21 protein-coding genes and 3 pseudogenes are annotated in these 24,824 nt (G+C 67.9%); 8 read left to right on the top strand and 16 right to left on the bottom strand.

Annotated features, from left to right (window positions below; genetic code table 11):
• Positions 1-44: 44 nt before the first annotated feature.
• Positions 45-311: a GlsB/YeaQ/YmgE family stress response membrane protein gene (locus tag STRIP9103_RS07460; protein WP_048819870.1), complete on the bottom strand. Its 267-nt coding sequence runs from the start codon at positions 309-311 to the stop codon at positions 45-47.
• Positions 312-476: 165 nt separating this feature from the next.
• Between STRIP9103_RS07460 and STRIP9103_RS07455 the strand changes: the two genes are divergently transcribed.
• Complete coding sequence (locus STRIP9103_RS07455; RefSeq protein ID WP_009302271.1) at positions 477-1,745, top strand: APC family permease; 1,269 nt, start codon at positions 477-479, stop codon at positions 1,743-1,745.
• A 220-nt stretch (positions 1,746-1,965) separates the two neighbouring features.
• On the opposite strand, the gene STRIP9103_RS07450 is transcribed toward STRIP9103_RS07455, so the two are convergent.
• Positions 1,966-2,286 (bottom strand): YccF domain-containing protein, encoded by a 321-nt coding sequence (locus STRIP9103_RS07450; RefSeq protein WP_009302273.1) that lies wholly within the window; start codon positions 2,284-2,286, stop codon positions 1,966-1,968.
• A gap of 88 nt (positions 2,287-2,374) precedes the next feature.
• On the opposite strand from STRIP9103_RS07450, the gene STRIP9103_RS07445 reads away from it, so the two are divergent.
• On the top strand, positions 2,375-2,776 hold the full coding sequence (locus tag STRIP9103_RS07445; protein WP_048819869.1) for a YccF domain-containing protein: 402 nt from the start codon (positions 2,375-2,377) through the stop codon (positions 2,774-2,776).
• A gap of 203 nt (positions 2,777-2,979) precedes the next feature.
• Entirely contained in the window at positions 2,980-5,358 is a 2,379-nt protein-coding gene (locus STRIP9103_RS49805; RefSeq protein ID WP_158696855.1) for a hypothetical protein, read from the top strand.
• A 323-nt stretch (positions 5,359-5,681) separates the two neighbouring features.
• Here the strand turns inward: STRIP9103_RS49805 and STRIP9103_RS07440 are convergent, their stop codons facing one another.
• Positions 5,682-7,058, bottom strand: coding sequence for an IS1380 family transposase (locus STRIP9103_RS07440; RefSeq protein WP_009302281.1), 1,377 nt, complete (start codon positions 7,056-7,058; stop codon positions 5,682-5,684).
• A 108-nt stretch (positions 7,059-7,166) separates the two neighbouring features.
• Here STRIP9103_RS07440 and STRIP9103_RS07435 point away from each other — a divergent pair, with 108 nt between their 5' ends.
• On the top strand, positions 7,167-7,526 hold the full coding sequence (locus STRIP9103_RS07435) for a transposase (protein ID WP_158696854.1): 360 nt from the start codon (positions 7,167-7,169) through the stop codon (positions 7,524-7,526).
• Between the two features lie 21 nt (positions 7,527-7,547).
• Here the strand turns inward: STRIP9103_RS07435 and STRIP9103_RS07430 are convergent, their stop codons facing one another.
• Positions 7,548-8,090 (bottom strand): hypothetical protein, encoded by a 543-nt coding sequence (locus tag STRIP9103_RS07430; RefSeq protein WP_048819874.1) that lies wholly within the window; start codon positions 8,088-8,090, stop codon positions 7,548-7,550.
• A gap of 318 nt (positions 8,091-8,408) precedes the next feature.
• On the opposite strand from STRIP9103_RS07430, the pseudogene STRIP9103_RS07425 reads away from it, so the two are divergent.
• The 3 genes and pseudogenes from STRIP9103_RS07425 to STRIP9103_RS53045 all read left to right on the top strand — a co-directional run.
• A pseudogene (locus STRIP9103_RS07425) lies at positions 8,409-9,536 on the top strand (recombinase family protein); the annotation flags it as partial.
• Between the two features lie 141 nt (positions 9,537-9,677).
• Positions 9,678-10,552 (top strand): IS5 family transposase gene (locus STRIP9103_RS46090; RefSeq protein WP_374005668.1). Its coding sequence is split into 2 segments (ribosomal slippage): positions 9,678-10,067 and positions 10,070-10,552, totalling 873 coding nucleotides; the frame shifts between segments, so codons are not numbered across the junction.
• A gap of 63 nt (positions 10,553-10,615) precedes the next feature.
• On the top strand, positions 10,616-11,320 hold the full coding sequence (locus STRIP9103_RS53045; protein ID WP_048819868.1) for a transposase: 705 nt from the start codon (positions 10,616-10,618) through the stop codon (positions 11,318-11,320).
• Here STRIP9103_RS53045 and STRIP9103_RS46085 read toward each other — a convergent pair.
• From STRIP9103_RS46085 to STRIP9103_RS07355, 12 genes and pseudogenes are all read right to left on the bottom strand, one after another.
• A pseudogene (locus tag STRIP9103_RS46085) lies at positions 11,286-11,414 on the bottom strand (YccF domain-containing protein); the annotation flags it as partial. The gene STRIP9103_RS53045 and the pseudogene STRIP9103_RS46085 sit on opposite strands and share 35 nt — an antisense overlap.
• A complete protein-coding gene (gene htpX, locus STRIP9103_RS07405) occupies positions 11,411-12,274 on the bottom strand; it encodes a zinc metalloprotease HtpX (RefSeq protein ID WP_009302284.1) in 864 nt (287 codons plus the stop codon). The pseudogene STRIP9103_RS46085 and the gene htpX, both read right to left, overlap by 4 nt.
• 162 nt (positions 12,275-12,436) lie before the next feature.
• Positions 12,437-13,972 (bottom strand): NADH-quinone oxidoreductase subunit N, encoded by a 1,536-nt coding sequence (locus STRIP9103_RS07400; protein ID WP_009302308.1) that lies wholly within the window; start codon positions 13,970-13,972, stop codon positions 12,437-12,439.
• A complete protein-coding gene (locus STRIP9103_RS07395) occupies positions 13,969-15,594 on the bottom strand; it encodes an NADH-quinone oxidoreductase subunit M (protein WP_009302300.1) in 1,626 nt (541 codons plus the stop codon). The genes STRIP9103_RS07400 and STRIP9103_RS07395 overlap by 4 nt, the downstream gene beginning before the upstream one ends.
• A 6-nt stretch (positions 15,595-15,600) precedes the next feature.
• Positions 15,601-17,595 carry an NADH-quinone oxidoreductase subunit 5 family protein gene (locus STRIP9103_RS07390; RefSeq protein ID WP_009302276.1) on the bottom strand — a complete coding sequence of 665 codons (1,995 nt, stop codon included), beginning with the start codon at positions 17,593-17,595 and terminating at the stop codon, positions 15,601-15,603.
• Positions 17,592-17,996: an NADH-quinone oxidoreductase subunit NuoK gene (nuoK, locus tag STRIP9103_RS07385; RefSeq protein WP_009302294.1), complete on the bottom strand. Its 405-nt coding sequence runs from the start codon at positions 17,994-17,996 to the stop codon at positions 17,592-17,594. The genes STRIP9103_RS07390 and nuoK overlap by 4 nt, the downstream gene beginning before the upstream one ends.
• Entirely contained in the window at positions 17,996-18,688 is a 693-nt protein-coding gene (locus STRIP9103_RS07380) for an NADH-quinone oxidoreductase subunit J family protein (protein ID WP_009302292.1), read from the bottom strand. Before STRIP9103_RS07380 ends, nuoK begins: the two co-directional genes overlap by 1 nt.
• A 467-nt stretch (positions 18,689-19,155) precedes the next feature.
• A pseudogene (locus STRIP9103_RS53040) lies at positions 19,156-19,680 on the bottom strand (NuoI/complex I 23 kDa subunit family protein); the annotation flags it as partial.
• A 2-nt stretch (positions 19,681-19,682) separates the two neighbouring features.
• Positions 19,683-20,651 carry a complex I subunit 1/NuoH family protein gene (locus STRIP9103_RS07370; RefSeq protein ID WP_009302298.1) on the bottom strand — a complete coding sequence of 323 codons (969 nt, stop codon included), beginning with the start codon at positions 20,649-20,651 and terminating at the stop codon, positions 19,683-19,685.
• Positions 20,648-21,841: an NADH-quinone oxidoreductase subunit C gene (locus tag STRIP9103_RS07365; RefSeq protein WP_009302306.1), complete on the bottom strand. Its 1,194-nt coding sequence runs from the start codon at positions 21,839-21,841 to the stop codon at positions 20,648-20,650. Before STRIP9103_RS07365 ends, STRIP9103_RS07370 begins: the two co-directional genes overlap by 4 nt.
• Entirely contained in the window at positions 21,838-22,437 is a 600-nt protein-coding gene (locus tag STRIP9103_RS07360; RefSeq protein ID WP_009302286.1) for an NADH-quinone oxidoreductase subunit B, read from the bottom strand. The genes STRIP9103_RS07365 and STRIP9103_RS07360 overlap by 4 nt, the downstream gene beginning before the upstream one ends.
• Positions 22,428-22,844: an NADH-quinone oxidoreductase subunit A gene (locus tag STRIP9103_RS07355; protein WP_009302302.1), complete on the bottom strand. Its 417-nt coding sequence runs from the start codon at positions 22,842-22,844 to the stop codon at positions 22,428-22,430. The genes STRIP9103_RS07360 and STRIP9103_RS07355 overlap by 10 nt, the downstream gene beginning before the upstream one ends.
• 379 nt (positions 22,845-23,223) lie before the next feature.
• On the opposite strand from STRIP9103_RS07355, the gene STRIP9103_RS07350 reads away from it, so the two are divergent.
• On the top strand, positions 23,224-24,447 hold the full coding sequence (locus tag STRIP9103_RS07350) for a sensor histidine kinase (protein WP_009302288.1): 1,224 nt from the start codon (positions 23,224-23,226) through the stop codon (positions 24,445-24,447).
• Positions 24,448-24,824: the final 377 nt, after the last annotated feature.

Genomic DNA, 24,824 nt, shown 5'->3' with positions numbered 1-24,824 from the left:
CTTCACGCCTGCCGACTGCGGTTTCGGGGGTGGGACGGGCTCGCTCAGCGGCGGGAGTGGCCGAACAGGAGACGGTAGGCGATCAGCAGCACCAGCGAGCCGCCTATCGCCGCCGCCCAGGTGGCGCCGTCGTAGAAGTCCTTGGTGATGGGGTGGTCCAGCCAGCGGGCGGAGATCCAGCCGCCGATGAAGGCGCCCGCCACACCGATGAGGGTCGTGCCGATGAAGCCGCCCGGGTCCCGGCCCGGCAGCAGGAACTTGGCGATGGCGCCGGCCAACAGTCCCAGAACGATCCAGCCGATGATGCTCATGCCGTGAACCTGCCCCTTCGCGCTGTGCCTGTGCTGTGCTCGTGCTGTCTTCCCGCCCACAGGCCATCCATGTCGTCGATGTCCTGTCCGGGCATTGGTGCCTTGTTGTCCCGGAGGACGCCTCGGTGATGTCTGGCGGTTGCACCGATCAGTAGGGTGCGGCCTATGACACAGCCCGTTTCGGCCGCTCAGCTGCGCCGCACGCTCGGGGTCGGTGACGCGGTCGTCATCGGTCTCGGGTCGATGGTCGGCGCGGGCATCTTCGCGGCACTGGGGCCCGCGGCGCGCGCCGCCGGGTCCGGGCTGCTGCTCGGTCTCGCGGTCGCGGCCGTGGTCGCGTACTGCAACGCCATGTCGTCGGCCCGGTTGGCTGCCGTGTATCCCGCCTCGGGCGGCACCTATGTGTACGGGCGTGAGCGGCTGGGCGACTTCTGGGGATATCTGGCCGGCTGGTCGTTCGTCATCGGCAAGACGGCCTCATGCGCGGCGATGGCGCTCACCGTCGGCGCATACATCTGGCCGGGGCAGGCGCACGCGGTGGCGGTGGCCGCCGTGGTGGCACTGACCGCCGTCAACTACGGCGGTATGCAGAAGTCGGCCTGGCTGACCCGGGCGATCGTGGCTGTGGTGCTGGCGGTCCTCGCTTCCGTGGTGGTCGTGTGTCTGGGGTCCGGCGAGTTCGATGCCGGGCGGCTGGACATCGGGGCGTCGGGTGGCGCGGGCGGGGTGCTTCAGGCGGCCGGGCTGCTGTTCTTCGCGTTCGCCGGGTACGCGCGGATCGCGACGCTGGGCGAGGAGGTGCGGGATCCGGCGCGCACCATCCCGCGCGCGATACCGCTCGCCCTGGGGATCGCGCTGGTCGTGTACGCGGCTGTCGCTGTCGCCGTCCTTTCCGTGTTGGGTTCGGGTGGTCTGGGGCAGGCCTCCGCGCCGCTGGCCGATGCGGTGCGGGCGGCCGGTGTACCGGGCCTGGTGCCCGTGGTGCGGGTGGGCGCCGCCGTGGCCGCGCTCGGGTCGCTGCTGGCGCTCATCCTGGGCGTTTCGCGCACGGCTCTCGCCATGGCCCGGGACCGGCATCTCCCCGGCGCCCTGGCCGCCGTGCACCCCCGTTTCCAGGTGCCGCACCGGGCCGAACTGGCGGTCGGGGCCGTGGTCGCCGTGCTGGCCGCGACCGTCGACGTCCGGGGCGCGATCGGTTTCTCCTCCTTCGGTGTGCTCGCGTACTACGCGGTCGCCAACGCGTCCGCCTGGACATTGGATTCGGCCCCCGTCTCACGCGTCGTACCGGTGGTCGGGCTCGTCGGCTGCGTGACTCTGGCCTTCGCGCTGCCGGGGGTGTCGGTGGGTGTGGGCGCGGCCGTGCTGGGCGTGGGCGCGGCGGCCTATGGCGTACGGCGGTGGTGGGCCGGGCGGAGATCGGCGCGGGGGAACTGAACCGACCGGCTCACCAGGCCTGTGCTGTCGTCGGGCGTATCTCGTTCATGGGTTCATGATGCCGGGCGGCGCTGACGATCGGGCGGGCCTGTGGATAAGTGAGCGGGCGCTTAGATTTGGCTCTCGGCCCGCTGAGGAGTTGGTGCAAGTACTCGCACGCTCACAATCAGCTCCTGGCCTGTTCAGGACTCAGCCCCACCGCCCCCCTCGGGCCGCCGGACTAGCGGCGGGCGAACGGCTGGTCCGTGGAGACGATCTCGCGGCCCAGAGGGAACAGCGAGAGCGGGACGAGCTTGAAGTTGGCGATGCCGAACGGGATGCCGATGATCGTGACGCAGAGCGCGAGGCCCGTGAAGATGTGGGTCAGCGCGAGCCACCAGCCGGCCAGGACCACCCACAGGATGTTGCCGAGGAGCGAGGGCGCGCCCGCGTCGCGGCGCTCGACCGTGGTGTACCCGAAGGGCCACAGGGCGTAGATGCCGATCCTGAAGGCCGCGATGCCGAACGGGATCGTCTCCGAACGTTCCAGATCACGCCACAAGGCCGTTGCGTTTCCGTCTGAGCGCGTGACCAGCTGATACTTGTCGTAGCAGGCAATGCCGACGGAGCGACCTGGAAGGGTGCCGATCATGAAGCTGTTCAACCTGCTGCTGAACATCCTGTGGCTGATCTTCTGCGGGATCTGGATGGCGCTCGCTTACACGGTCGCCGCGCTGGTGTGCTTCATCTTGATCGTCACCATCCCCTTCGGCATTGCTTCGCTGCGCATCGCGGGCTTCGTCTTGTGGCCGTTCGGCCGTACCACTGTGGAGCGGCGGGATGCTGGTGCGCCGTCGTTCATCGGGAACGTGATTTGGGTGATCTTCGCCGGGTGGTGGCTAGCTCTGGGGCACCTGATCACGAGCATCCCGCTGTTCCTGTCGATCATCGGCATCCCGTTCGGGTGGGCCAATCTGAAGCTCATCCCGGTGTCGCTCATGCCGTTGGGGCGCGAGGTCGTCTCAAGTGATCGAGGTTTCGGCACGTACTGACAAGAGCTGAAGTCACGGTCACGGCAACGAGCCGTTGGCCGGAGCTCTCAGACGAGCACCCTCAACCGCCACGTGAGGTCAAATGTTCGACCAGGCAGGGGTGTTCAGCCCCAGTGTTGATCGAAAGGCTGCATGATGAGCCGCTAAGACGTAGCCTGAAGACGGGTCAGGTTGGAGTCGTCTCCGGGGGCACAATGGAACCAATGAGTAAGGAAGAGCTGGCCGAAAAGTACGCCAGCGTCGAATTTCAGCAAAAGCTCTTCCGGCTCACGTCATTGAGTGAAATTTTGGGGTCATGCCTCGTCGCAAACAATTACCGCCCCCCGAAAGAATTCTACGACAACATTAAGCTGACCGCGTACGGGGAAGAAAAACTTCAACTATTCATTCGCAAGAAGATTCCCTATCAGGAGGCGCGCCTGTGCTGCTTCCTTGAATTCTCTTGGATCGATCTCCTAGTCGACGTCGAAGCTACAGACAATAGCCAACTCCTGAAGGCCGCAAGCGAGCAAATCAAAAGCAGAGCAATATTCTTCCCTTTCATTTTCGGCCGCACGCTCTACGATCGGGCGTTCGAGCGGCTCGATTTGAAAGACTATGCCGCCGATCTGAATCTCTCGGAAACGCTTGAGTTCCTTGATGGGACACCTCAAGGCGTCTTTCAAGTTCACAACATGGTTACCGGCCCCTACGGGCTTCTAGTAAGCGAACAGCTGCGCTTTGACGAGCCGATCCGAGAAGCCGCCCTCATGCATTGCAGCGATGTCAACTGCAACAAGATCCATCCGGTCCACTTCTCCACCGGATCTGGTGCGCTCATCAATAAGCATCGGCCAGAAATGACGCGAATCCTCAAGCGAGAAAGCGACACCCCAAGCGCATGGGGATCTTTCTTGGCGGACATTTTCTCAAGGGCAATGAAGCCTGCGCGAGATAATCCCGGAGATTCCATTATCGGCCTCCTAGGCGACTGCCTTACAGTGGATGAACTCAGGGCTGTAACCGCCTGGCTCCTCGACAACACCCGAGGCCGACTGCGAAAGGTCGTCGAGCCACTGGGCATGCGAGGCAAAGCAGAAGACATAGTCGCCCATCTCCACCGCGCGCAATTGATGCAGATCTGCCTAACTGCGAGCGACCGCGATCTAATAAATTCGATCGATACACTCGTACATCTTGGGAAAATCAAAGTTCCTTCTAGTGAAGTCCGCCAGCCGGTAATCAACTCCACAGCTTTCGGCAAGTTTCGCATTTCAGCTGAAATTGGACCGCATGGTGTCCGCCTGTACTCGAACACCATGCCCCTCGCACCCTTGCGTCTAAGGCACCTCATCGAGAGCATGTACCGACTCGAGGATGTCGATGATCGAGAAGAGCTTGAGTGGCAGCTTCGCGGACAAGATGCCGACGGGCTCGAAGCCAAGCTCGAAAAGTACCTACAAAACAAGTCGCCGCAAAGCGTTCTAGAATCCCTGGTGCTTGCTCGCAAGAGCAACGCGGTGACGGCATGCGAAGTGCTCGGACTTCGTGATGGTGCGACCGATGGGGACGACTTTATCTCATTGATTCTATGGAAACTGGGTTACCCGTCCAACTTGACAAGTGATTCCCATCGCAAGTTCTGGCGCCTACACGGAGAAATGGAGAAGATGGTAAGGGCGGTCCCAGGAAGCCCTCTGGGGCCCACATTCGATGAATTCAGAGGAGCAGCAGCAAACTACTTCGTCGAACTGGAGACGGTTCTCGATGACAGCCTGTGCTTCGCTGTATGGGCACTGACAAATGATCATTTCACGAGCAAGCGGCCTTTCATCTACCGAGCTGAAGACGAGACACAGTCATCGCATCAGTGGCTTAAAGAGGCAGCCGATCGATCCTCTGACAGCAAACTTGAATTCGGGTCGCATGTTTCACTTTATGGCCTGTGTCGCGGCTTTCAAGTGCTAGCTTCGGAGCTCGTGCGAATGACCGCAAGGAAAGAAAACTATAAACGATCTGATGGAGATGCCCCCGAGTGGGCCAGTCAACAATCTCTGCAAAAATTCCCTTTTCTTCACATAGTCCCCTATCTGGACCTAACCGACAATGCACGTAATGCGATCTCGGCAAGGCTTCAAGAGATCAGCCGTGTGCTCGTCTCCAACAAAGTCTACGACGCTCGAAATGAATGGTTGCACGGTCGTCGCGATGGGGCCGAATTCGATAAAGTAAAGGGAAGTCTCGACGCAATCAGAGCGGCAGTCCAGACTATCGAGGACTCCGGATTCTCCCGCATCCCGTATGCGGTTTCCCATGAAACAACGGACGGCTACGGAAGGCGAATTATCATCATGGGAAGCACTCGAGGGTTCAGCTACTCTTTCCATTCGCCATCGCACTACGATTGGCTCAATATGCCGAACATCGGCCGCGGTGTACACATCATGAATTCCGCCGTATTCTCTGAGCCGAACCACGTTCTTCGATTTCGCTCGGAGTCACCCTCACCCTACGGGGAGATGTGGTCAGACTATCCACGAAGGAAGCCTCGATCCCAGCGAGCCATCAAATCAATAGAGAAGCTAACCATGACAGACGAGTAGCCGTCCCTCCCAGAGAGGAGCAAATCCAGTCGTGCACTGAACCATTTACTCCTGTGCCCCTCCTCTCGGCCGGTGTGATCGACTCGCAGTCCGTCAAGGCGGACGCCGTCGTCAGCGCCGACAGCCGCGGCTTTGACGGCGGCAAACAGATCAACGGGCGCAAGCCTCGATCTTTCTTGAGGGTCCGCCGACGGAGTCGGTGGACCCTTTTGCTTTCCGGAGCTGATGCCGGGCAGGCCGGTGGCCCGGCTGTCGCGTCGGGTGGGCGCCGGGTTCCACTGCCCGGGGCGGGTGATGCTGTCGCAGGGACGGTGGGTTGCTGGTCAGCCGGGGTCGGGCAGGAGCGCGAGCCGTTCAAGGGCGGCGGTGATCTCGCCGGTCCAGGGCCAGTGCCGGGCGAGGCGGAGAATCCTGCGCCGACTGGTGGTGACGAGCTGGCCGGCTGCGGAAAACAGGCGGAACCGCAAGCGACGCGGTTCCCAGAGCCTCGCCCGGCCGGTCAGGGCGAGCATGGGCATCCAGGCCAGCAGGTCGAGCGCGATCTGGACGATCTCCATCCAGACCCGGTTCTGGGCGGTGTCGTGCAGGGGCAGGTTGCGCAGGCCGGTGGCCCGGGCAGCCCGGATCCGGTCCTCGGCCCGTGCCCGGAGCCGGTGACGGAGTTCGAGCTCGGCGATCGGCCGGCCGGTGGTGTTGGTCGCGAAGCACGTGATCCGCATGCCGTCCGCGTCCGTGATCCTCAACTGGGCGCCGGGATGGGGCCTTTCCTTGCGGACGATGAGCCGCATGCCCTTGGGCCAGCCGTTAAGGAGCTTGCCGGTGAGCTCGGCGACCCAGGCCCCGTCCCGGGCCTCACCGTCGGCCTCGACGGCCGGGGTCCAGGCCGAGGCGGGGACCTTCAGTACGTGTTCGTGGATCGCTTCGGTGACCGTCATGCCGACCGAGTAGGACAGCCATCGGCCCCGCTTCGCGAGCCAGGACACGAAGTCGTGGGTGCCGCCGGCGGAGTCCGTGCGGATCAGCGTCTGCCGCCCGCGCCGGTAGCGCTTGGGCAGTTGGGCCAGGGCGAGTTGGGCGGTGGTGATGTGGTCGGCGGCGGTGTTGGAGCCCGCGTTTCCCGGTCTGAGGAGGGTGGCGACGGGCTCTCCGGTTCCGCCCGGTCCGTGGTCGACGAAGGCCGTCAGCGGGTGATGGCCGTAGGTCTTCTTCCAGGTCGCGGCCGCGTCCTGCTTGTCGGAGTGGGCGATCACGAGGACGCCATCGAGGTCGACGGTGACCTGACCGTCGGCGTCCGGGGCGTTTTTGCCGGCCAACGACCAGGCACGATGACGGACTTCGGAGCGTGCGGACCGGACGGCCTGCAGGGCTTTCTCGCCGGATGCGGCGAGGGTGTCGATCAGGCGGGAGACGGTCGGGTCGGAGGCGACCGGGCCGAAGACGGCCGGCTCACACCGCAGCATGGCGACGTCCGCGAGGCAGTCCCCGCCCAGTGCGACCGCCATGGCGACGTCCAGGAGGATCTTGCCGGGATCGTGGACGGCCCGCGGCTTCCGCCACGGAGCCAGAGCTGCGGATATCGCCTGGTCAAGGCCCGTCTTGCGGACCGTCTCCATCAGCAGGACCGCACCGGCCTGCGAGACCACCTGCCGACCGTCTCCCTGGACACGGACACGTGGGTACGACGAGATAGGCTCTCTCACCTGGAAAGTGCTCTTTTCCTTGCAGCCAACAGGACCCTCAGCAAGTCCTATCGTTGCAGGTCAAGGGCACTTTCCGTGTTTCTGATCAACTCTTGGACAGCCCACCTCGTGAAAGCGCGAGGCAAGCGGCACGTCGTGGTCGGCACCCTCGGCCTGCTGCTGGGCGTGATGGTCACGAGCGCGGATGTCGGTGACCGCGCCGCCGCGAAGGTCCTGCTGCATCAAGTCGCCGATGCGCACCACCGGTTGGCCCTCATCTGGGCGGACGGCGGCTACACCGGCAGCCTCGTCGAGTACTGCCTGGTCACGTTCGCCCTGGTGCTGGCGATCGTCAAGCGCAGCGACGACATGCGCGGCTTCGTGGTACTGCCCAAGCGGTGGATCGTCGAGCGCCTCTTCGCCCACCTGATGCGCACCCGCCGCCTGGCACGCGACTTCGAACCCGCACCACCAGCGCCGAGGCGATGATCTACTGGTCGATGACCCTGCTCATGACCCGCCGCCTGGCCCGCTCACGCCGCGGGCTAGCGTGAACCGGCCCGGTGCCGGCTCGGCCAGCCAGCCTCGTGCGACCAGGCGTTTCGCCTTCGACCTCAGCGCCTCCACCCTCGCCGGAACCACGTCCATGCCGAACAAAGCAGCCATCTCCTGGCAGGTCAGCGGCCCCTGCCCGAGCCGGGCCCGGTCCGCGAGCGCCTTGAGGATGCGCTGGTAGTCCACCGACCACACAAGCCCTTCACGCCACACCGGCACCTGCGACTTCGCCTTCGCCGCTTCCGGCGTTGACGATGCCGTTTCGGCCTGCCCCTCGGCGGTCAGTGCTCTCCGGTCGGCCTGGTCGTGGCCATGCTCGGTCTCGTCTGCCGGGGCAAGAACCTCGCCCACCCGCGAGCGAGCGATGGCCCATTCCTTCCAGTCCCGCTCGGCCACGGCCAGTTCGGCCTGGATGTGGTCGGCCTCCTCCCGCAACTCGTCCACACGACGGCGAGCCACGAGCTCACGCTGTTCCAGCAGCCCCACAACCGACGGCATCCATGACCTCCACAGCAGCGGCGACACGGCAGACCACCACTCCCACAGGATCACCGACCCTACGCCCGACCAGCGAAAACGCCGTCCTCAAGCCCGGAAAGACAGCAGCTTCTAAGGTCATTGGGAACCCCGACAAGACACTGTCCTCGGCTGAACGGCGGGCTGCTCCTACGGATTCTGTTTGGACCGCAAGCGCGCCTCGGAAATGTCCAGAGACCCGACGGAGTGTCACACCGCAGCGATACCGTGAGAGTTGACAAAAACGCCCCGGCAGCGGCTGGCACCGCCCCGGGGCTGGCCGACTGATTGGGAGTCGACGTGTCCAATGTAAGCACAGCCCTGCCCTCAGCCATCGAGACCGCTGCTCGGGTGACCGGCACGCACGCACTGCGCGCTGTCGACTACCTGCGCGTCTCCACCGAAGAGCAGAAGAAGGGCTACGGCGTAGCGCGACAGAGCCGCAAGACCCTGCGCCACATCGCACTCAAGCAGTGGGAGCACGTTGGCACCTACAAAGACGAGGGAGTCTCGGGCTCCCTGGAGGCGGCTGACCGCGGGGACCTGAAGCGTCTGATGGAAGACGCACAGAAGTTCCCCCGCCCGTTCGACATCGTGGTCGTGCCTGACGGCCGCGTGATCGGTCGCAAGGGGCGTGCCTTCTGGCGCTGGGTCTGGGCCCTTGAAGACCTCGGGGTGTACGTCGCTGTTGTCGCAGACGATTACGACAACACGACCACCGAAGGGCGCAAGAAGATGCGCCGCGACGCCGACTATGCCGAGACCGAGTGGGAGACGATCCGCGACCGCACGCAGGGCGGCTTGCAGGAGAAGGCCGAACTGATTCCCGCAGCACACATCGGCGGACGCCCTCCCTACGGCTATCGCATCGCCGACAGGGGCACGCCTGGCTCGTATCTGGTGATCGACCAGGACGAGGCGGAGGCTATCCGGCACGTGTACGAACTGGTGGTGGGCGAAGGGCTCAACCTTCGCCAGGCCACCATCCGCCTGAACGCGGAGGGCATCACGGCGCGCTCCGGCAAGGCATGGACCCGTGACAACCTGCGGGACCGGGTCATGTCGACCCCCGTTCTCGACGGACTGCTCGTCTTTCGCGGCAAGCACGCGAAGACCGACGAAAACGGCAATCCCCTCTGGGGCGACACCGTCAGGATCGAACTGCCCCGGATCCTGTCCGAAGAGCAGAGTGCCGAACTGCAACGCAAGGTGGCCGAGACAGCGAAGCACAGCAGTGGGCAACGAGAGTTCTATCCGCTGACGGGCCGAGTCCTGAGCCTGTGCAGGAGGACGTACACGGGTATCAGCCGGGCTTCGGAGCGGAAAGATGCCCGTTACTACCGATGCGCAGGCAGCGCTCCCCGAGATCCCAGTCAGAGGCCCTGCGGCTGCTCATACATCGACGCTGATGCGCTTGAAGCGTATGTCTGGAAGCACGTCACAGAGATCGCCAGCGACAGCGAAAAACTTCAGGAACTGGCTGCTGAGTGGATCGGAATGGCCGAGGGGGACAAGTCCGCTCTAGGGTGCGTTTCATATGTGGATCTTGATGTGTCAAGATCCCACTTCGTGGGGCGGCATGATCTGACGAATACACAGTGGGCGAAGCTGGAGCCCCTGCTCCCGGTCGGCAAGAAGCCTGGACGGCCACCGGTGCACACCAAGCGGCAACTGATAGACGGCATACGGTGGCGCACCCGCGCCGGTGCTCCCTGGCGGGACGTGCCCGAGCGCTATGGCCCGTGGGAGACGGTCTACGGCCTGTTCCGCCGCTGGCAGCGGGACGGCACCTGGCACCGCATCTTCGAACAGCTGCAGGCCCAGGCCGACGCCGAGGGACTGATCACCTGGGACGTCTCGGTGGACTCGACCATCGCCCGCGCCCACCAGCATGCGGCCGGCGCCCGCAAAAAGGGGATCTGCAGATCGAGCCGCCAGGCGGTGTGTTCATCGAGCCCGACGACCACGGGCTCGGACGCTCCCGGGGCGGGCTGACAACCAAGCTCCACCTGGCGGTCGAGCAGGCCCAGAAACCGATGTCGCTGGTCATCACGGCAGGACAGCGCGGTGATTCCCCGCAGTTCCAGGTGGTCTTGGGCCGCATCCGGGTGCCCCGGCTCGGGTCGGGCCGCCCGCGCACCCGGCCGGACAAGGTGCGTGCCGACAAGGCGTACGGCTCCCGCGCGAACCGTGCCTACCTGCGCAAGCGCGGTATCCGCTGCACGATCCCGGAGAAGCGCGACCAGATCGCCAACCGCAAGAACCGCGGCTCCCACGGCGGCCGGCCACCTAAGTTCGACAAGGCCGACTACAAGGAGCGCCACGCGGTCGAGTGCGGAATCAATCGCCTCAAGCGGCACCGCGCTGTCGCCACGAGATACGACAAGTTGGCAGTTCGCTACGAGGCGACCGTGCTGGTCGCAGCCATCAACGAGTGGCTGTGACCAGCACTTTCAAAACGCACCCTAGCCGATCGAATCGCTGATCTTGACCAGCAAATCGAGGGCATGAATGCGTCCATCACGGCCGTGATCGTGGCGACAGCCAAGCAGAGCAAGTCAGCCGACGCCATCGAGGCCGCCACGGCAGCTTTGAACGAAGAACTCCAACAGCTTCAGCACCTGCGTGACGAGGCAGCCGAATGGCTGGCCGAGATGGAGGAGTCGGATCAGCGCGCCCGTGATCTCCGGGCACTCGCGAACATGGCGAAGACGTCGTTCCCCGACATGGCCCCAGAGCAACAGGCAGCCATCCTGTCCATGCTGGAGCTGAAGGTCACCGTCACAGGACCGGTCCCCGACGGGCGTCGCGGCGGGGTCCCCTGCACCGTGCGGGCTTGGTACACCACTACGGACCTCGACGTGCCCGCGGCTCCGCTCTCCGACGACGACTGGGCCAGGGTCGCTCCCCTCCTCCCGAAGGGGCGCATGGGCACCGTACGGCGCTCCGTGGACGCAATCTTCTACAAAGCGCGCACCGGCAAGTCGTGGCCCGAGGTGATCGAGGAAACTGGCGCCACCCGCCAAGCCTCGAACCACTTCAACGCCTGGACGTCCGACGACACCTGGAGCCGGGTGAACGCTGCGCTGTTGGACGTGGACCGAGTCCCTCTTCCGGAGCCTGAGCTGTTGCCCTCGATGATCATCGAGGGGCGAGTTGACCCGAGCGCGATGCTGCACGCAGAAGAACGATCCCGAACGGGATGCCGATGATGGTGATGCACAGGAGCAGGCCTGCGAGCAGATAGCCCAGGAAGAGCCAGAAGCCGCTGAGGAACAGCCAGATGATGTTGAGGATGGTCTTCACCGGTGACGACCTGCCATCTTCTCGAGTCGGGCGATGCGTTCCGCCATGGGCGGGTGGGTCGAGAACATCTTGGAGAGGCCCTGGCCCGGGCGGAAGGGGTTCGCGATCATCATGTGGCTCGCGGTCTCGATGCGGGGCTCCGGGGGCAGCGGAAGCTGCTTGGTGCCCGTTTCGAGCTTGCGCAGGGCGCTGGCGAGGGCCAGTGGGTCGCCGGTGAGCTGGGCGCCGGAGGCGTCCGCCTCGTACTCCCTGGAGCGGCTGATCGCGAGTTGGATGAGGGACGCGGCGAGTGGTCCGAGAATCATGATCAGCAGCATGCCGAGCAGGCCGGGGCCGTCGTCGTCATCGGAGCGGCCGATGGGGATGAGCCAGGCGAAGTTCACCAGGAACATGATCACGGAGGCGAGGGCTCCGGCGATCGACGAGATCAGGATGTCGCGGTTGTAGACATGGCTCAGCTCATGGCCGATGACGCCGCGCAGTTCCCGCTCGTCGAGCAGCCGGAGGATGCCGTCGGTGCAGCACACGGCCGCGTTGCGTGGGTTGCGGCCGGTCGCGAAGGCGTTGGGCGCGTCCGTCGGGGAGATGTACAGGCGGGGCATGGGCTGGCGGGCCTGGGTGGAGAGCTCGCGGACCAAGCGATAGAGGGCCGGCGCCTCGAACTCACTCACCGGGCGGGCGCGCATCGCGCGTAGAGCCAGCTTGTCGCTGTTCCAGTACGCGTACGCGTTCGTGCCGAGGGCGACGAAGACCGCGATGACCAGGCCCGTACGGCCGAAGAAGCTTCCTATGACGATGATGAGTGCGGACAGTCCCCCGAGGAGTACGGCGGTCCTGAGCCCGTTGTGCCGGCGGTGCACGGTACGCCCTCCAAGTCGTGCGGCAGGGGAACCCTTTGCTCGTTGTTGCTGTCGACTCCACCTCTCAGTGGACCCTCCCGTACTGGTCAACGCCAGGCGAGGAGTACTAGTTCCCTTGTGCGCGCGGGCCGACCGGTGGGCGTCCGAGTGAAGGCGGGCTCCCTAGAAAAGGCCCGTGCCGGCGAAGCGCAGGATCAGCTGCGGCGCCCCTGAGAGGGCGATTCCGATGACTCCGGTGAGGGCGATCGCCACGGTCAGCGGTGCCGGGACGCGGTGCGGCTCCGGTTCGCCCTCGGGGGCGCGGAACAGCAGAGTCGTCCACTGGAGGTAGTAGTACAGCGCGATCACGACGTTGACGGCCATGACGACGGCCAGCCAGCCGAGGCCCGCGTCGACGGCCGCCGAGAAGACGGTGACCTTGGCGAACAGGCCGATGATGCCCGGTGGCAGCCCGGCGAGGCAGAGCAGGAAGAAGGCCAGGAGCAGGGCGGTCAGGGGGCTGGACGCGTAGAGGCCGCGGTAGTCGCTGACGCGGTTCAGGGACTTCGTACGGCCGACGAGGGCCGCCACGGCGAAGGCGCCGAGGTTCACGGCCGCGTACATCAGGGCGTAGGCGACGGTGGAGCCGATCGCTTGTTCGACATCGGTGGAGTACGCGGCTGCCGCGATCGGCACCAGGAGGTAGCCGGCCTGGCCGACGGAGGACCAGGCGAGCAGGCGGACCGCGCTGTACGCGCGCGTGGACCGCTGCCTCAGGGCGCCGACGTTGCCGACGGTCATGGTGAGGGCGGCCAGCGCGGCGAGGGCCGGGCCCCAGACGTCGGAGTACGACGGGAGGGCGACGACGGTGACGAGGATGAGCCCGGAGAAGCCGACCGCCTTGCCGACGACCGACAGATAGGCGGCGACGGGCAGCGGGGCGCCGACGTAGGTGTCGGGGACCCAGAAGTGGAACGGTACGGCGGCCGTCTTGAAGGCGAAGCCGATGAGGGTCAGTACGACACCGGCCTGGGTGATGGTGTGCAGCTGGCCGTCGACGTTCTGGATCCGGTCGGCGATCTCGGTGAGGTAGAGGGTGCCCGTGGTGGCATAGACGAAGCTGATGCCCAGCAGGCTGACGGCGGTGGCGGTGACGGACGACAGGAAGAACTTCAGGGCCGCCTCGGAGGACCGTTTGTCGCCGTGGCGGATGCCCACGAGGGCGAAGGCGGGCAGGGAGGCGACCTCCAGGGCGACAATGAGGGTCGCGAGGTCGCGAGAGGCGGGCAGGAGGGCGGCTCCCGCGGCGGACGACAGCAGCAGGAACCAGAACTCCCCTTCGGGGAGTTCCCTCTTGGCGTCCTTCAGGGTCGTCATCGACAGCAGGGCCGCGAGGAGGGCGCCGCCGAGGACGAGGAACTGGATGACGAGGGTGAAGCGGTCGGCGGTGTAGCTGCAGACGTCCGAGGTACCGGTCAGACAGAAGGTGGCCCGGTCGCCGTCCAGGAGGGGCAGCAGGGTCAGCAGGGAGACGGCGAGGCCCGCGACCGATGTCCAGCCGAGCAGGGCCTTCCTGGTGTCGCCGACGAAGAGGTCGGCGACGAGTACGGCGAGTCCGACGACGGCGGCGACGGTGGGCGGCGCGATGGCGAGCCAGTCGACGGACTGGACGACGGACTCGGCCAGTTGCTGAGCGGGCGGCTGGGCCAGGGAGCTCATCGGGTGCCTCCTGCGAGGAGCTGCTGCACGGCCGGGTCGGTCAGGCCGAGCAGGGCCGCGGGCCAGAGGCCGGCGAGGACGGTGAGGGCGACGAGCGGGGTCCAGGCGGCGAACTCGTACGTCTGTACGTCCGCCAGCCGGGGTCCCTCCTGCGGGGCGGCGCCCATGCAGACGCGGCGGACCACGATCAGCATGTACGCGGCGGTCAGGAGCGTGCCGAACGCGGCGATCGTCATGAAGGTGAGGAAGGCCGGGCGGTTGAGGTCGGCGGCGGGCTCGAACGCGCCGAACAGCGCCAGCATCTCGCCCCAGAACCCGGCGAGGCCCGGCAGCCCGAGCGAGGCGACGGCGCCGAAGGCGAGCAGACCGCCGAGACGTGGAGCCTTGCCGTAGAGGGCGGCGCCGGTTTGGGATTGATTCGGCGCGGCGGAGCCGCTCGTTGAGGGGCGGTGGTCGGGCGACGGGAGGGAGAGGGAGTCGAGGTCGGTGGTGCCGGTGCGGTCCTTCAGCGCCCCGACCAGGAAGAAGAGCAGGCCGGTGATGAGGCCGTGGGCGATGTTGGCGAACAGGGCGCCGTTCACACCGGTCGGGGTCATCGTCGCGATGCCGAGCAGTACGAAGCCCATGTGGCCGACGGAGGAGTACGCGATGAGGCGCTTGAGGTCACCCTTCGCGCCCTGTTTGGCGAGGGCGAGGCAGGCGAGCGATCCGTAGATGATCCCGACGACCGCGAAGGCGGCGAGGTACGGCGCGAAGATACGGAACCCATCGGGGGCGATCGGAAGCAGAATGCGGACGAAACCGTACGTACCCATCTTCAGCAGGACGCCGGCCAGCAGGACCGAGCCCACGGTCGGGGCGGCGGTGTGGGCGTCCGGCAGCCAGCTGTGCAGCGGCCACATCGGGGTCTTGACCGCGAGCCCGATCCCGATCGCCAAAACGGCGATGACCTGCACGGATGTGGTCAGCTCGGGGCGATTGTCAGTGGCGAGTGCCACCATGTCGAATGTGCCCGCCCTGATTCCGATCAGGAGCAGGCCGAGCAGCATGACCACGGAACCGAGCAGGGTGTAGAGGATGAACTTCCAAGCGGCCTGAGTGCGTTGCTCGCCGCCCCAGCGGGCGATGAGGAAGTACATCGGGATGAGCACCATCTCGAACGCGAGGAAGAACAGCAGCAGGTCGAGGACGGCGAAGGTCGCGAGGGTGCCGGACTCGAGGACGAGCAGCAGCGAGACGAAGGCCTTCGGGGACGGACCCGCGGGCAGCTTGAAGTAGGAGTAGAGCGCGCAGAGGAAGGTCAGCAGCGCCGTCAGGACCAGAAGGGGGAGGGAGATGCCGTCGATGCCGAGGTGGATGCGCACGTCGAGTGCGGGGATCCAGCTGATGTCCGTGCTGGCCTGCATCTTCGACGGCTGGTCGTGGTCGAAGCCGAGCGCGAGGGCGATCGCGGCGATGAGGACCGCGCCGGTGACGGTCACGCCGTGGTGGAGCACGGCCTGCTCGGGTGACTTCCCCTTCAGCCCGGGCGGGGCCGGCAGGAGAGCGGCGGCGCCGATGAGCGGGCCGACGACGACGAACTCCAGAAGGAACTGCATCACGGACTCGTTGATATCGATCACGCCTGCTCACACTCCCGTGGCGACGACGAGGACGGCGACCACCAGGACGACGGTGCCGGCGAGCAGCGCGCTCACATAGGTCTGCACATTGCCGGTCTGCGCCCGGCGTACGGCCGCGCCCAGCAGACGGGGCAGGGCGCCCGCGCCGTGGACGTAGGTGTCGACGACCTCGCGGTCGAGGAACCGGACGAGACTCGCGCCGGCCTGGACCGGGCGGACGAAGAGCGCCGAATACACGGCGTCGAGGTGGAAGCCGGCGGCGGCGTGGCGGTGCAGTGGGCCGAGCAGGAGGCGACCCGGGTCCGCCGGGTCGGGTGCCGAGGCCACGTCTCCGTAGGCGGGTGCGTGGCTCGCGATGGCCTCCGCCTCGACCGTGGCGGCGTCCGCCTCGGGGTGGGCCGCAACCGCGCCCAGTGGTGCGCGGGCCGCTGCCGCCGTGGTGTGCCGCCAGGCCGCGTACGTCACGAGCCCGCCGGCCAGGGCGACACCCGTGCCGAGGACGGACGTGGTGAGGGTCGGGGCCAGATCGTCGCCGTCGAACCAATCGGGGAGCCGGCCGTACGCGAAAGCGCCGAGGGCGAGCGACGGTGCGGCGAGCACCCACAGCACGACGATCATGGTGAGCGGCTGGCGACCGTGGTCCGGGGCTTCGGCGCCCTGGCCCCGGAAGGCGAGCAGCCACAGGCGGGTGGCGTACGCGGCGGTGAGCAGGGCCGTGAGCAGGCCGGCGACGAGGACGGTCCAGCCCGCGGCGCCGGGGATGTGCTCGGCGTGGCCGGTGGCGGCGTGCTCGGCGGCTCCGAGGACGGATTCCTTGGAGAAGAAGCCGCTGAAGGGCGGGATCGCGGCAAGGGCGAGGAGGGCGACGGTCATCGTCCAGTAGGCGTCGGGAACGCGGGCGCGGAGGTTGCTCATGCGGGACATGGCGGCCAGGGAGTTGGTGCCGGCGGCGTGGATGATCGCGCCGGCGGCAAGGAACAGCAGGGCCTTGAAGGCGCCGTGGGAGAGGAGGTGGAAGACGGCGGCACCGCGGTCGCCGACGGCGAGGGCGCCGGTCATGTAGCCGAGCTGGCCGATCGTCGAGTAGGCGAGGACGCGCTTGATGTCGTCCTGGGCGAGGGCGGCGAGGGCCGAGCCGGCCATCGTCACCGCGGCCATGACGGCGAGGACGACCAGGGCCGCCGAGGATGCGGCGAAGACCGGGAGGAGCCGGGCGATGAAGTAGACACCGGCGGCGACCATCGTCGCGGCGTGAATCAGCGCGGAGACGGGGGTCGGGCCCGCCATCGCGTCGGGGAGCCAGGTGTGGAGCGGGAACTGCGCCGACTTGCCCGCCACGCCGGCAAGGAGCAGCAGGGCGATCAGTGTCGGGTGGTCGAGGCCGCCGTCGGCGACGGTGTCGAGGATCCGGGTGATGCGGAACGAACCGGCGTCCGCGGCGAGGGCGAACAGACCGATCAGGAAGGGGACATCACCGAGCTTGGTGACCAGGAAGGCCTTGAGGGAGGCGGCGCGGGCCTCCGGGGTCTCCCAGTAGTGGCCGACCAGGAAGTACGAGCAGATGCCCATGATCTCCCAGCCGACCAGGAGCACCATCAGGTCGCCTGAGTAGACGACGAGCAGCATCGCGGAGGTGAAGAGGGAGACGAGAGCGGCGTATGAGGGGTAGCGCGGGTCGTCGCGCAGATAGCCCGTCGAGTAGATCTGCACGCAGGTCGCGACCAGGCCGACCAGGACGGCGACGAGGGCGGCGAAGCCGTCGATGTGCAGGGCGAGGTCGATGGGGATGGAGCCGGTGGGCGTCAGCTCGGTGGCCGCGTCGACGGCTTTGTCGCCGCCCTGGCGTACGGCGACCAGTACCGCCAGGGCGAAGGCGGTGAGGGTCGGCAGTACGGCCAGGGGACGGACGAAGCCGGGGGCCGTGCGGCCGAGGAGCAGGCCGGACGCGGCGCCGAGGAAAGGGAGGAGGGGAACGAGGACGGCGAGGGTGGTCGTGGTCACGCGGTGGCCTCAGCCTTCTCGCTCCGCTCAGCCTGGTCGGCGTGGCCGGGCTCGTCGGAGTCGTCGGGGCCGTCGGTGTCGGGGCGCTCGGCGGTGTCGCGGAGCTTGTCGATGTCCGCGGTGCCGCGGTCGCGGTGGACGGCGAGGACGATCGCCAGGCCGATGCCGATCTCGGCGGCGGCGATGGTGATGGTGAACAGGGTCAGGGCCTGGCCGGAGTGCAGGGTCTCCTCGGCGGCCTTGGTGAGCCAGACGTCGAAGGCGACGAGGTTGAGGTTGACGGCGTTGAGCATCAGCTCGACGGACATCAGGACGAGGATCGCGTTGCGGCGGGCGAGGACGCCGTAGAGGCCCGTGCAGAAGAGGAGGGCGGAGAGTACGGCGGGGTAGGCGAGGTGCATCAGCGGACGCCTCCCTCGGTCGCCTTGGGTGTCCTGGGTTCCTTGGCGGGCTGGTTGCCGCTGCGGGGGGTGGGGGTGACGGCGGTCGGGGGTGTGTTCGTCTTGGTCTTGCGGGAGAGGACGATCGCGCCGACCAGGGCGGTGAGGAGGAGGACGGAGAGGGCCTCGAAGGGGAGGACCCAGTTCTGGAAGAGGCTTTCGCCGGTGGCCTTGGTGGAGCCGGCGGCGGGGCCGTCGAGGTCGATCCAGGTGGTGCGGAAGGCGTCGACGACGACCCAGACGAGGGCGGCGGCAGCGGCCACGGCGACGGTGAGGGCAGCCCAGCGGTTGCCGGAGTCGGCGTCCGGGGAGCGACCGATGGGGGCCTTGGTGAGCATCAGACCGAAGAGGAGGAGGACGACGACGGAACCGACGTAGATGAGGACCTGCACCCAGGCGATGAACTCGGCGGTGAGCAGGAGGTACTCGACGGCGAGACCGCCGAGGGCCACGACCAGCCAGAGGGCGGCGTGCACGAGCTGGCGGGTGGTGACGGTGACGATCGCGGCGCCGAAGGTGACCAGGCCGACGAGGAGGAAGGCGATCTCGACGCCGGTCGGGGAGAGGAAACCGCGGGTCTCGGCAGCGGACAGGGTGGGGTGCGTCGTGGCGGCGGCGACCGCGGACACGGCTGCGCCTACGGCAAGGCTCACGAGGTCCCCTCCCCCGGCTCACTCGATTCGGCTGACTCGGGCGACTCGGGCGACTCGACCGGCTTGGCCGGCTCGGGCGACATAGTCGGCTTGGCCGACTCCGTCGAACCGGTCGGCTCGGACGACGCCGGCGGCCTGGCCTGGTCAGCCGGCTCGGGCGGGTCGGCTGACTTGGTCGACTCGGGCAGCTCGGTCGAACCGGTCGGCTCGGACGACGCCGGCGGCCTGGCCTGGTCAGCCGGCTCGGGCGGGTCGGCTGACTTGGTCGACTCGGGCAGCTCGGTCGAACCGGTCGGCTCGGACGACGCCGGCGGCCTGGCCTGGTCAGCCGGCTCGGGCGGGTCGGCTGGCTCAGTCGGCTTGGACGGCGCCGGCGGTTCGGTTGACCCGGTGGCCCTGGGCGACGCCAGTGGCTTCGCCTGGGCGGTTGGGTGGAGTGGCTTCGGTGCTCCCGGCTGCTGGTCTGTCTGGGTCGTGGCCAGTTTTTCGGCGGTTTTGCGGGCCGTGGAGAGTTCCTTGGGTTCTTCCGCGCCGGGGTCCAGGGCAGGCGGGGCGGGGACGGTCCACATCCACTCGCGGAGCTTGTCGCGTTCGTGGGTGAGTTCGTGGATGTCGGTCTCGGCGTACTCGAACTCGGGGGACCAGAAGAGGGCGTCGAAGGGGCAGACCTCGATGCAGATACCGCAGTACATGCAGAGGGAGAAGTCGATGGCGAAGCGGTCGAGGACGTTGCGGCTGCGCTCGCGGCCGCCGGGGGCCGCGGGCGGGACCGTCTCCTTGTGGGAGTCGATGTAGATGCACCAGTCCGGGCACTCACGGGCGCACAGCATGCAGACCGTGCAGTTCTCCTCGAAGAGGCCGATGACGCCGCGGGTGCGGGGCGGGAGTTCGGGCTGGGCGTCCGGGTACTGCTCGGTGACGGTCTTCCGCGTCATCGTGCGGAGGGTGACGGCCAGGCCCTTGGCCAGGCCGGCGCCGGGGATGGGGGCCATAGCTACTGGATCACCACCTTGACGATGCCGGTGAGGGCGATCTGGGCGAGGGAGAGGGGGACGAGGAGGGTCCAGGAGAGCTTCTGGAGCTGGTCCTCGCGCAGGCGGGGGTAGGTGACGCGGAGCCAGATGACGAGGAAGGCGAGGACGGCGGTCTTCAGAAGGGTCCAGACCCAGCCGAGGCCGTCGGCGCCGCCGGGGCCGTGCCAGCCGCCGAGGAAGAGGACCGTGGTCAGGCCGCACAGGACGACGATCCCGGCGTACTCGGCGAGGAGGAACAGGGCGAAGCGGAGGCCGGTGTACTCGGTGTAGGCACCGAAGATGATCTCCGAGTCGGCGACGGGCATGTCGAAGGGAGGGCGCTGGAGTTCGGCGAGGCCGGCGACGAAGAAGACGATCGCGCCGACGATCTGCCAGGGCAGCCACCACCACTCGAAGGCGTCGAGGATGCCGGGGAGGGAGACCGTGCCGGCCGCCATCGCCACCGAGGCGGCCGTCAGGAGCATCGGGAGTTCGTAGGCGAGGAGCTGGGCGGCGGTGCGGAGGCCGCCGAGGAGGGAGAACTTGTTCGCGGAGGCCCAGCCGGCCATGAGGGAGCCGAGGACGCCCACGCCCATCACGGCGAGGACGAAGAAGATGCCCGCGTCGACGACCTCGCCGACCGCGCCCTCCCCCGGGCCGATGGGGATGGCGAGGAGGACCAGGAGGTACGGGAGGAGGGCCACGGCCGGGGCGAGCTGGAAGATGCGGCGGTCGGCGCCTGCCGGGACCACGTCTTCCTTCTGGGCGAACTTCACGCCGTCGGCGACGAGCTGGGCCCAGCCGTGGAAGCCGCCGGCGTACATGGGGCCCAGGCGGCCCTGCATATGGGCCATGACCTTGTGTTCCGTCTGACCGATGATCAGCGGGAAGGTGAGGAAGACGACGAAGACCAGCAGGAGTCGCAGGGCGACGTCGAGGGCGTCGTTCACTGCGGGCCTCCTGCGGGGGCGTCGGGGTCGGGGGTTTCGGCGTCGGCGGCTTCGGCGTCGGGCTCGGGCTTGGCCTGGGGTTCGGCCTGCGGCTCGCCCTCGGGGTCGGGCTCGGGCTCGGCACGCGGCGTGACCTCGGGCTCGGGCTCGGGCTCGGGCTCGTCGAAGGCTGGGCGGGCGTGGTGCCAGGGGGCGTCCGCGCTGCGGGGGGTGGCGCGTGCAGGGCCTGGGGGTGCCGAGGGGGCGTCGGTGGTCGGGGGTTCGGGGGACGGCGTGCGCTGGCTCGCCGAGCCTTCCGACGCGCTTCGGGTGCGGCGCGGTCCGGCAGGAGGCGCGGGGGGTGCGGGGGCGCCCGTGGGGGCGTTCGTCGTACCGGGCGCCGTCTGGCTTGCCGAGCCCTGGGCCGCCGTACGGTTGCGGCGCGGGGCCCGGGGAGGGGTCGGCGAGCCGGTGGCGGGTGGGGTCGCGGCGTCGGCTGCGGGTACGGCCGGGGTCTGGCTCGCGGAGCCCTCGGCTGCGGTGCGGGTGCGGCGAGGAGGGCGTTCGCCGGGGGTGCGGGTGGGGCGGGCGCCGGCCGCGCGGGCGCCGGCGGCTCGGGCGGGGCGGGTGGGGGCCGGGGGGAGTTGGCCCTTCAGGGGGCCCCATTCGTTGGGGTCGGGGACGCCGGGGGGCAGCATCTGGCGGCGCTTGGGGCCGCCGTGCTCGGACTCCCCCGGCTCCTTGGCGCCGGGCCAGGCCTTGGCCACGCGGGCGGCGAGGACGAAGTCCTTGCGGAGGGGGTGGCCCTCGAAGGTCTCGGGGAGGAGGAGATGGTCCAGGGCGGGATGGCCCTCGAAGCGGACGCCGAACATCTCGTGGGTCTCGCGCTCGTGCCAGGCGGCGCCGGCGTAGACGTCGACGGCGGTGGGCAGGACCGGGGACTCGTGCGGGACCGTCGTACGGAGCAGGAGGCGTCGTACGGGGGCCAGCGCGACCACGTGGGCGGAGACGCGGAAGCCCGTGCCGGGTTCGTCGACCGCGCTCAGCCAGTCGAAGTAGGTGCAGCCCAGGGTGGAGCGGGCGGTGCGCAGGGCCTGGGTCCAGGAGGTGGGCGGGACGTCCACGGTCAGGACGTCGTACGACTCCTCGGCCGTGGCGTCGGGGCCGAAGAGTTCCTCGGCGGGGGCGGGGAGCCAGCCGACCTGGGTCATCGCGCGTCCTCCGGGGTGGGCGGCGGCGTCACCAGGCCGCTCTGGAGTGCCGCGGCGGACGGGCGGGAGGTGCCGTAGCGGTCGCTCAGGGACTCGCGGGCGATCTTCTCCTGGAGCTTGAGGATGCCCTGGAGGAGGGCCTCGGGGCGGGGCGGGCAGCCGGGGACGTACACGTCGACCGGGATGATCTGGTCGACGCCCTTCGTCACCGAGTACGAGTCCCAGTAGGGGCCGCCGCAGTTGCTGCACGCGCCGAAGGAGATGACGTACTTCGGTTCCGGCATCTGCTCGTAGAGGCGCTTCACGGCCGGAGCCATCTTGTCCGTGACCGTGCCCGAGACCACCATCAGGTCGGCCTGGCGGGGGCCCGGGGCGAACGGGATGACGCCGAGGCGGATGAAGTCGTGGCGGGCCATCGACGCGGCGATGAACTCGATCGCGCAGCAGGCGAGGCCGAAGTTGAAGACCCAGAGCGAGTAGCGGCGGCCCCAGTTCAGGATCACCTTCATCGGCTCGGGGGCCAGGCGCGCGAGGGCGCCCAGACGCTTCGGCTCCGGAAGCGGTACGGGGGCTGAGGTGGGTGGCGTCACGTCCATGCCAGGACGCCCTTCTTGTATGCGTAGAGCAGGCCCACGGCGAGGAAGCCCAGGAAGACGAACATCTCCACGAGCGTCGTCGCGCCGTAGCCGTCGTCCGCGAAGACGGTGGCCCAGGGGAAGAGGAAGATCGAGTCGATGGCGAAGATGACGTAGAGGAAGGCGTAGACGTAGTAGCGGACCTGGGTGTGGGCCCAGCCCTCGCCGACCGGGTCGACTCCGCACTCGTACGTCAGGAGCTTCTCCCTGGTGGGGACCTCGGGGCGCAGCAGTCGTCCCGCGCCGAAGGCGATGGCGACGAAGAGCACGCCGATGGCGGCGAGCAGTCCGACCACCGAGTAGGACTGGAAGTAGTCCGCCGCGACGACGTACTCCGCCGCGACGGCTACGACGGTCGGTTCCGGCACGTCCGCCCCTCGTTCCCTGACTGACCTGACTGACCTGACTGTTCTGACTGACCTTGCTGGTCCGGTGTCCCTGACCTTGCTGGTCCGGTGGCCTTGCCGGCTTTGCCGGCCTGGCTGACCTTGCTGGTCCGGTGACCTGTACACGCGTGCGACGTGCGACGTACGCCGTGCATGCGTCGCTGTTCGACGATCTGTACGCACGGGAGTCTAGGCCCTGCTAAAGAGACCGTAAGCAGGCCGTCACAGGTCGGCATGCGCGGGCGGGTGGGGCGGACGTTCGGGGAGGGGTCGGAGTGCGGTCGGGGTGGGGTTTTCCCCAGGGGGGTGGGGCGGTTCGCCTCATGGCGCCGGTGGGGGTTCGGCGGGCAGGGTGTGCGGTATGACCGCGCCTCGTTTCGATTCTTCCTCGCCGGCCGGGTCCAGACGCTCGTACGGCCGGCCGTTGCCGTCGAGTCATACGCCTGCCGAGCCGTTGCCGCCGCCTCGTCTCGCCTTCGAGGGGCAGACGTGGAAGGAGATCGCGCATCTGCTGGCGAACCTGCCGTTGGCGGTGCTCGGGTTCGTATATGTGGTGACGGTGCTGTCCACCAGTGCCTTTCTGACGTTGACGGTGATCGGTTTTCCATTGCTCGCCGCCGCGCTGGTGGGTGCGCGGCAGCTCGGGCGGCTGGAGCGGATGCGGGCGCGGGAGCTGCTCGGGGTGCGGGTGGACGAGCCGAGTCCGTTGCCGTTGCGGGGTGGCGGGGAGGGGTTCTTCGCGCAGGTGTGGATGAGCGTGAAGGATCCGGTCGGCTGGCGTTCGATGCTGTACGAGCTGATTCGGCTGCCGTGGGGTATCGCGACGTTCACGATCACTCTGGTGGGGTTGTTCGTGGCGTGGCCGGTGCTGCCGTATGTCGTGCGGGGGCTGGCGAATGTGGATCGGGTGATGGTGCGGGCGCTGTTGTCGCCCTCCGATGAGCTGGAGCGGCGGATCGCGGAGCTGGAATCGGACCGGGGGGTTGTCGTCGACACCGCCGCGGCTGATCTGCGACGGATCGAGCGGGATCTGCATGACGGGGCGCAGGCGCGGCTGGTCAATCTGGCGATGGGGCTCGGGCTGGCCAAGGAGAAGTTGCTGGAGGATCCCGATGCGGCTGCCTCGATGGTGGAGGAGGCGCATGGGGAGGTGAAGCTGGCGCTTCAGGAACTGCGGGATCTGGCTCGGGGGATTCATCCGGCCGTACTGACGGACCGGGGGCTGGACGCGGCGTTGTCTGCCGTCGCCTCACGGTGCACCGCGCCGGTGAAGGTGACCGTGGAGTTGGCCTCGCGGCCTGCTGCGGCCATGGAGGGGATTGCCTACTTCACCGTTTCCGAGTTGCTGCAGAACGTGAGTAAGCACAGTGGGGCGAAGTCTGCGGCCGTGGATGTGTGGCGGGCGGATGATCGGCTGCTGATCCAGGTGTGGGACGACGGGCGGGGTGGGGCTCGGCTGGATGGCGGGACGGGGATGGCCGGGCTCGCGGAGCGGCTTGGTGCGGTGGATGGGTTGTTCGTGATCGATTCGCCGGTGGGTGGGCCTACGACGATCACGGCGGAGTTGCCTTGGAGGGGGCGGTAGCCCTACGGGGTTGGGCCGGGGGTGGGTTGCGCTCGCCTGCGTCTGCGGGGCGCCCGGGGCTGGGCGGGGTTTCGCTTGCCGGGGCATGGGGGTTGCCGGAGCTGTGGCGCGGCGGGGGATTGCGCTTGCCGGGGCGTGCAGGATGCCCGGCGCTGGAGCTGGGCGGGGGGGGTTGCGCTACTCGGCGCCACGAGGTGCCGCCGCGCCCACCCTCCCTCGCTCTCGCACTCTCGACTTCGCTCGAGCGGGAGGGGCCCCCATGAGCGGGAGGTACCCCCATCGCCCCAGCGGCACGACTGCCCGCAGCTGAGTGGGGACGGCGGGTCAGTCGCGTGACGGCGGAAGGGGCCGTGCCGGTGTGTCAAGCCCGTCGCGTA

Origin of the sequence: Streptomyces ipomoeae 91-03 (genome assembly GCF_000317595.1) — a bacterium.
GTDB classification, from domain to species: domain Bacteria; phylum Actinomycetota; class Actinomycetes; order Streptomycetales; family Streptomycetaceae; genus Streptomyces; species Streptomyces ipomoeae.
The sequence above is the reverse complement of the archived record's forward strand: the minus strand, read 5'-3'. Positions and strand labels throughout refer to the sequence as shown.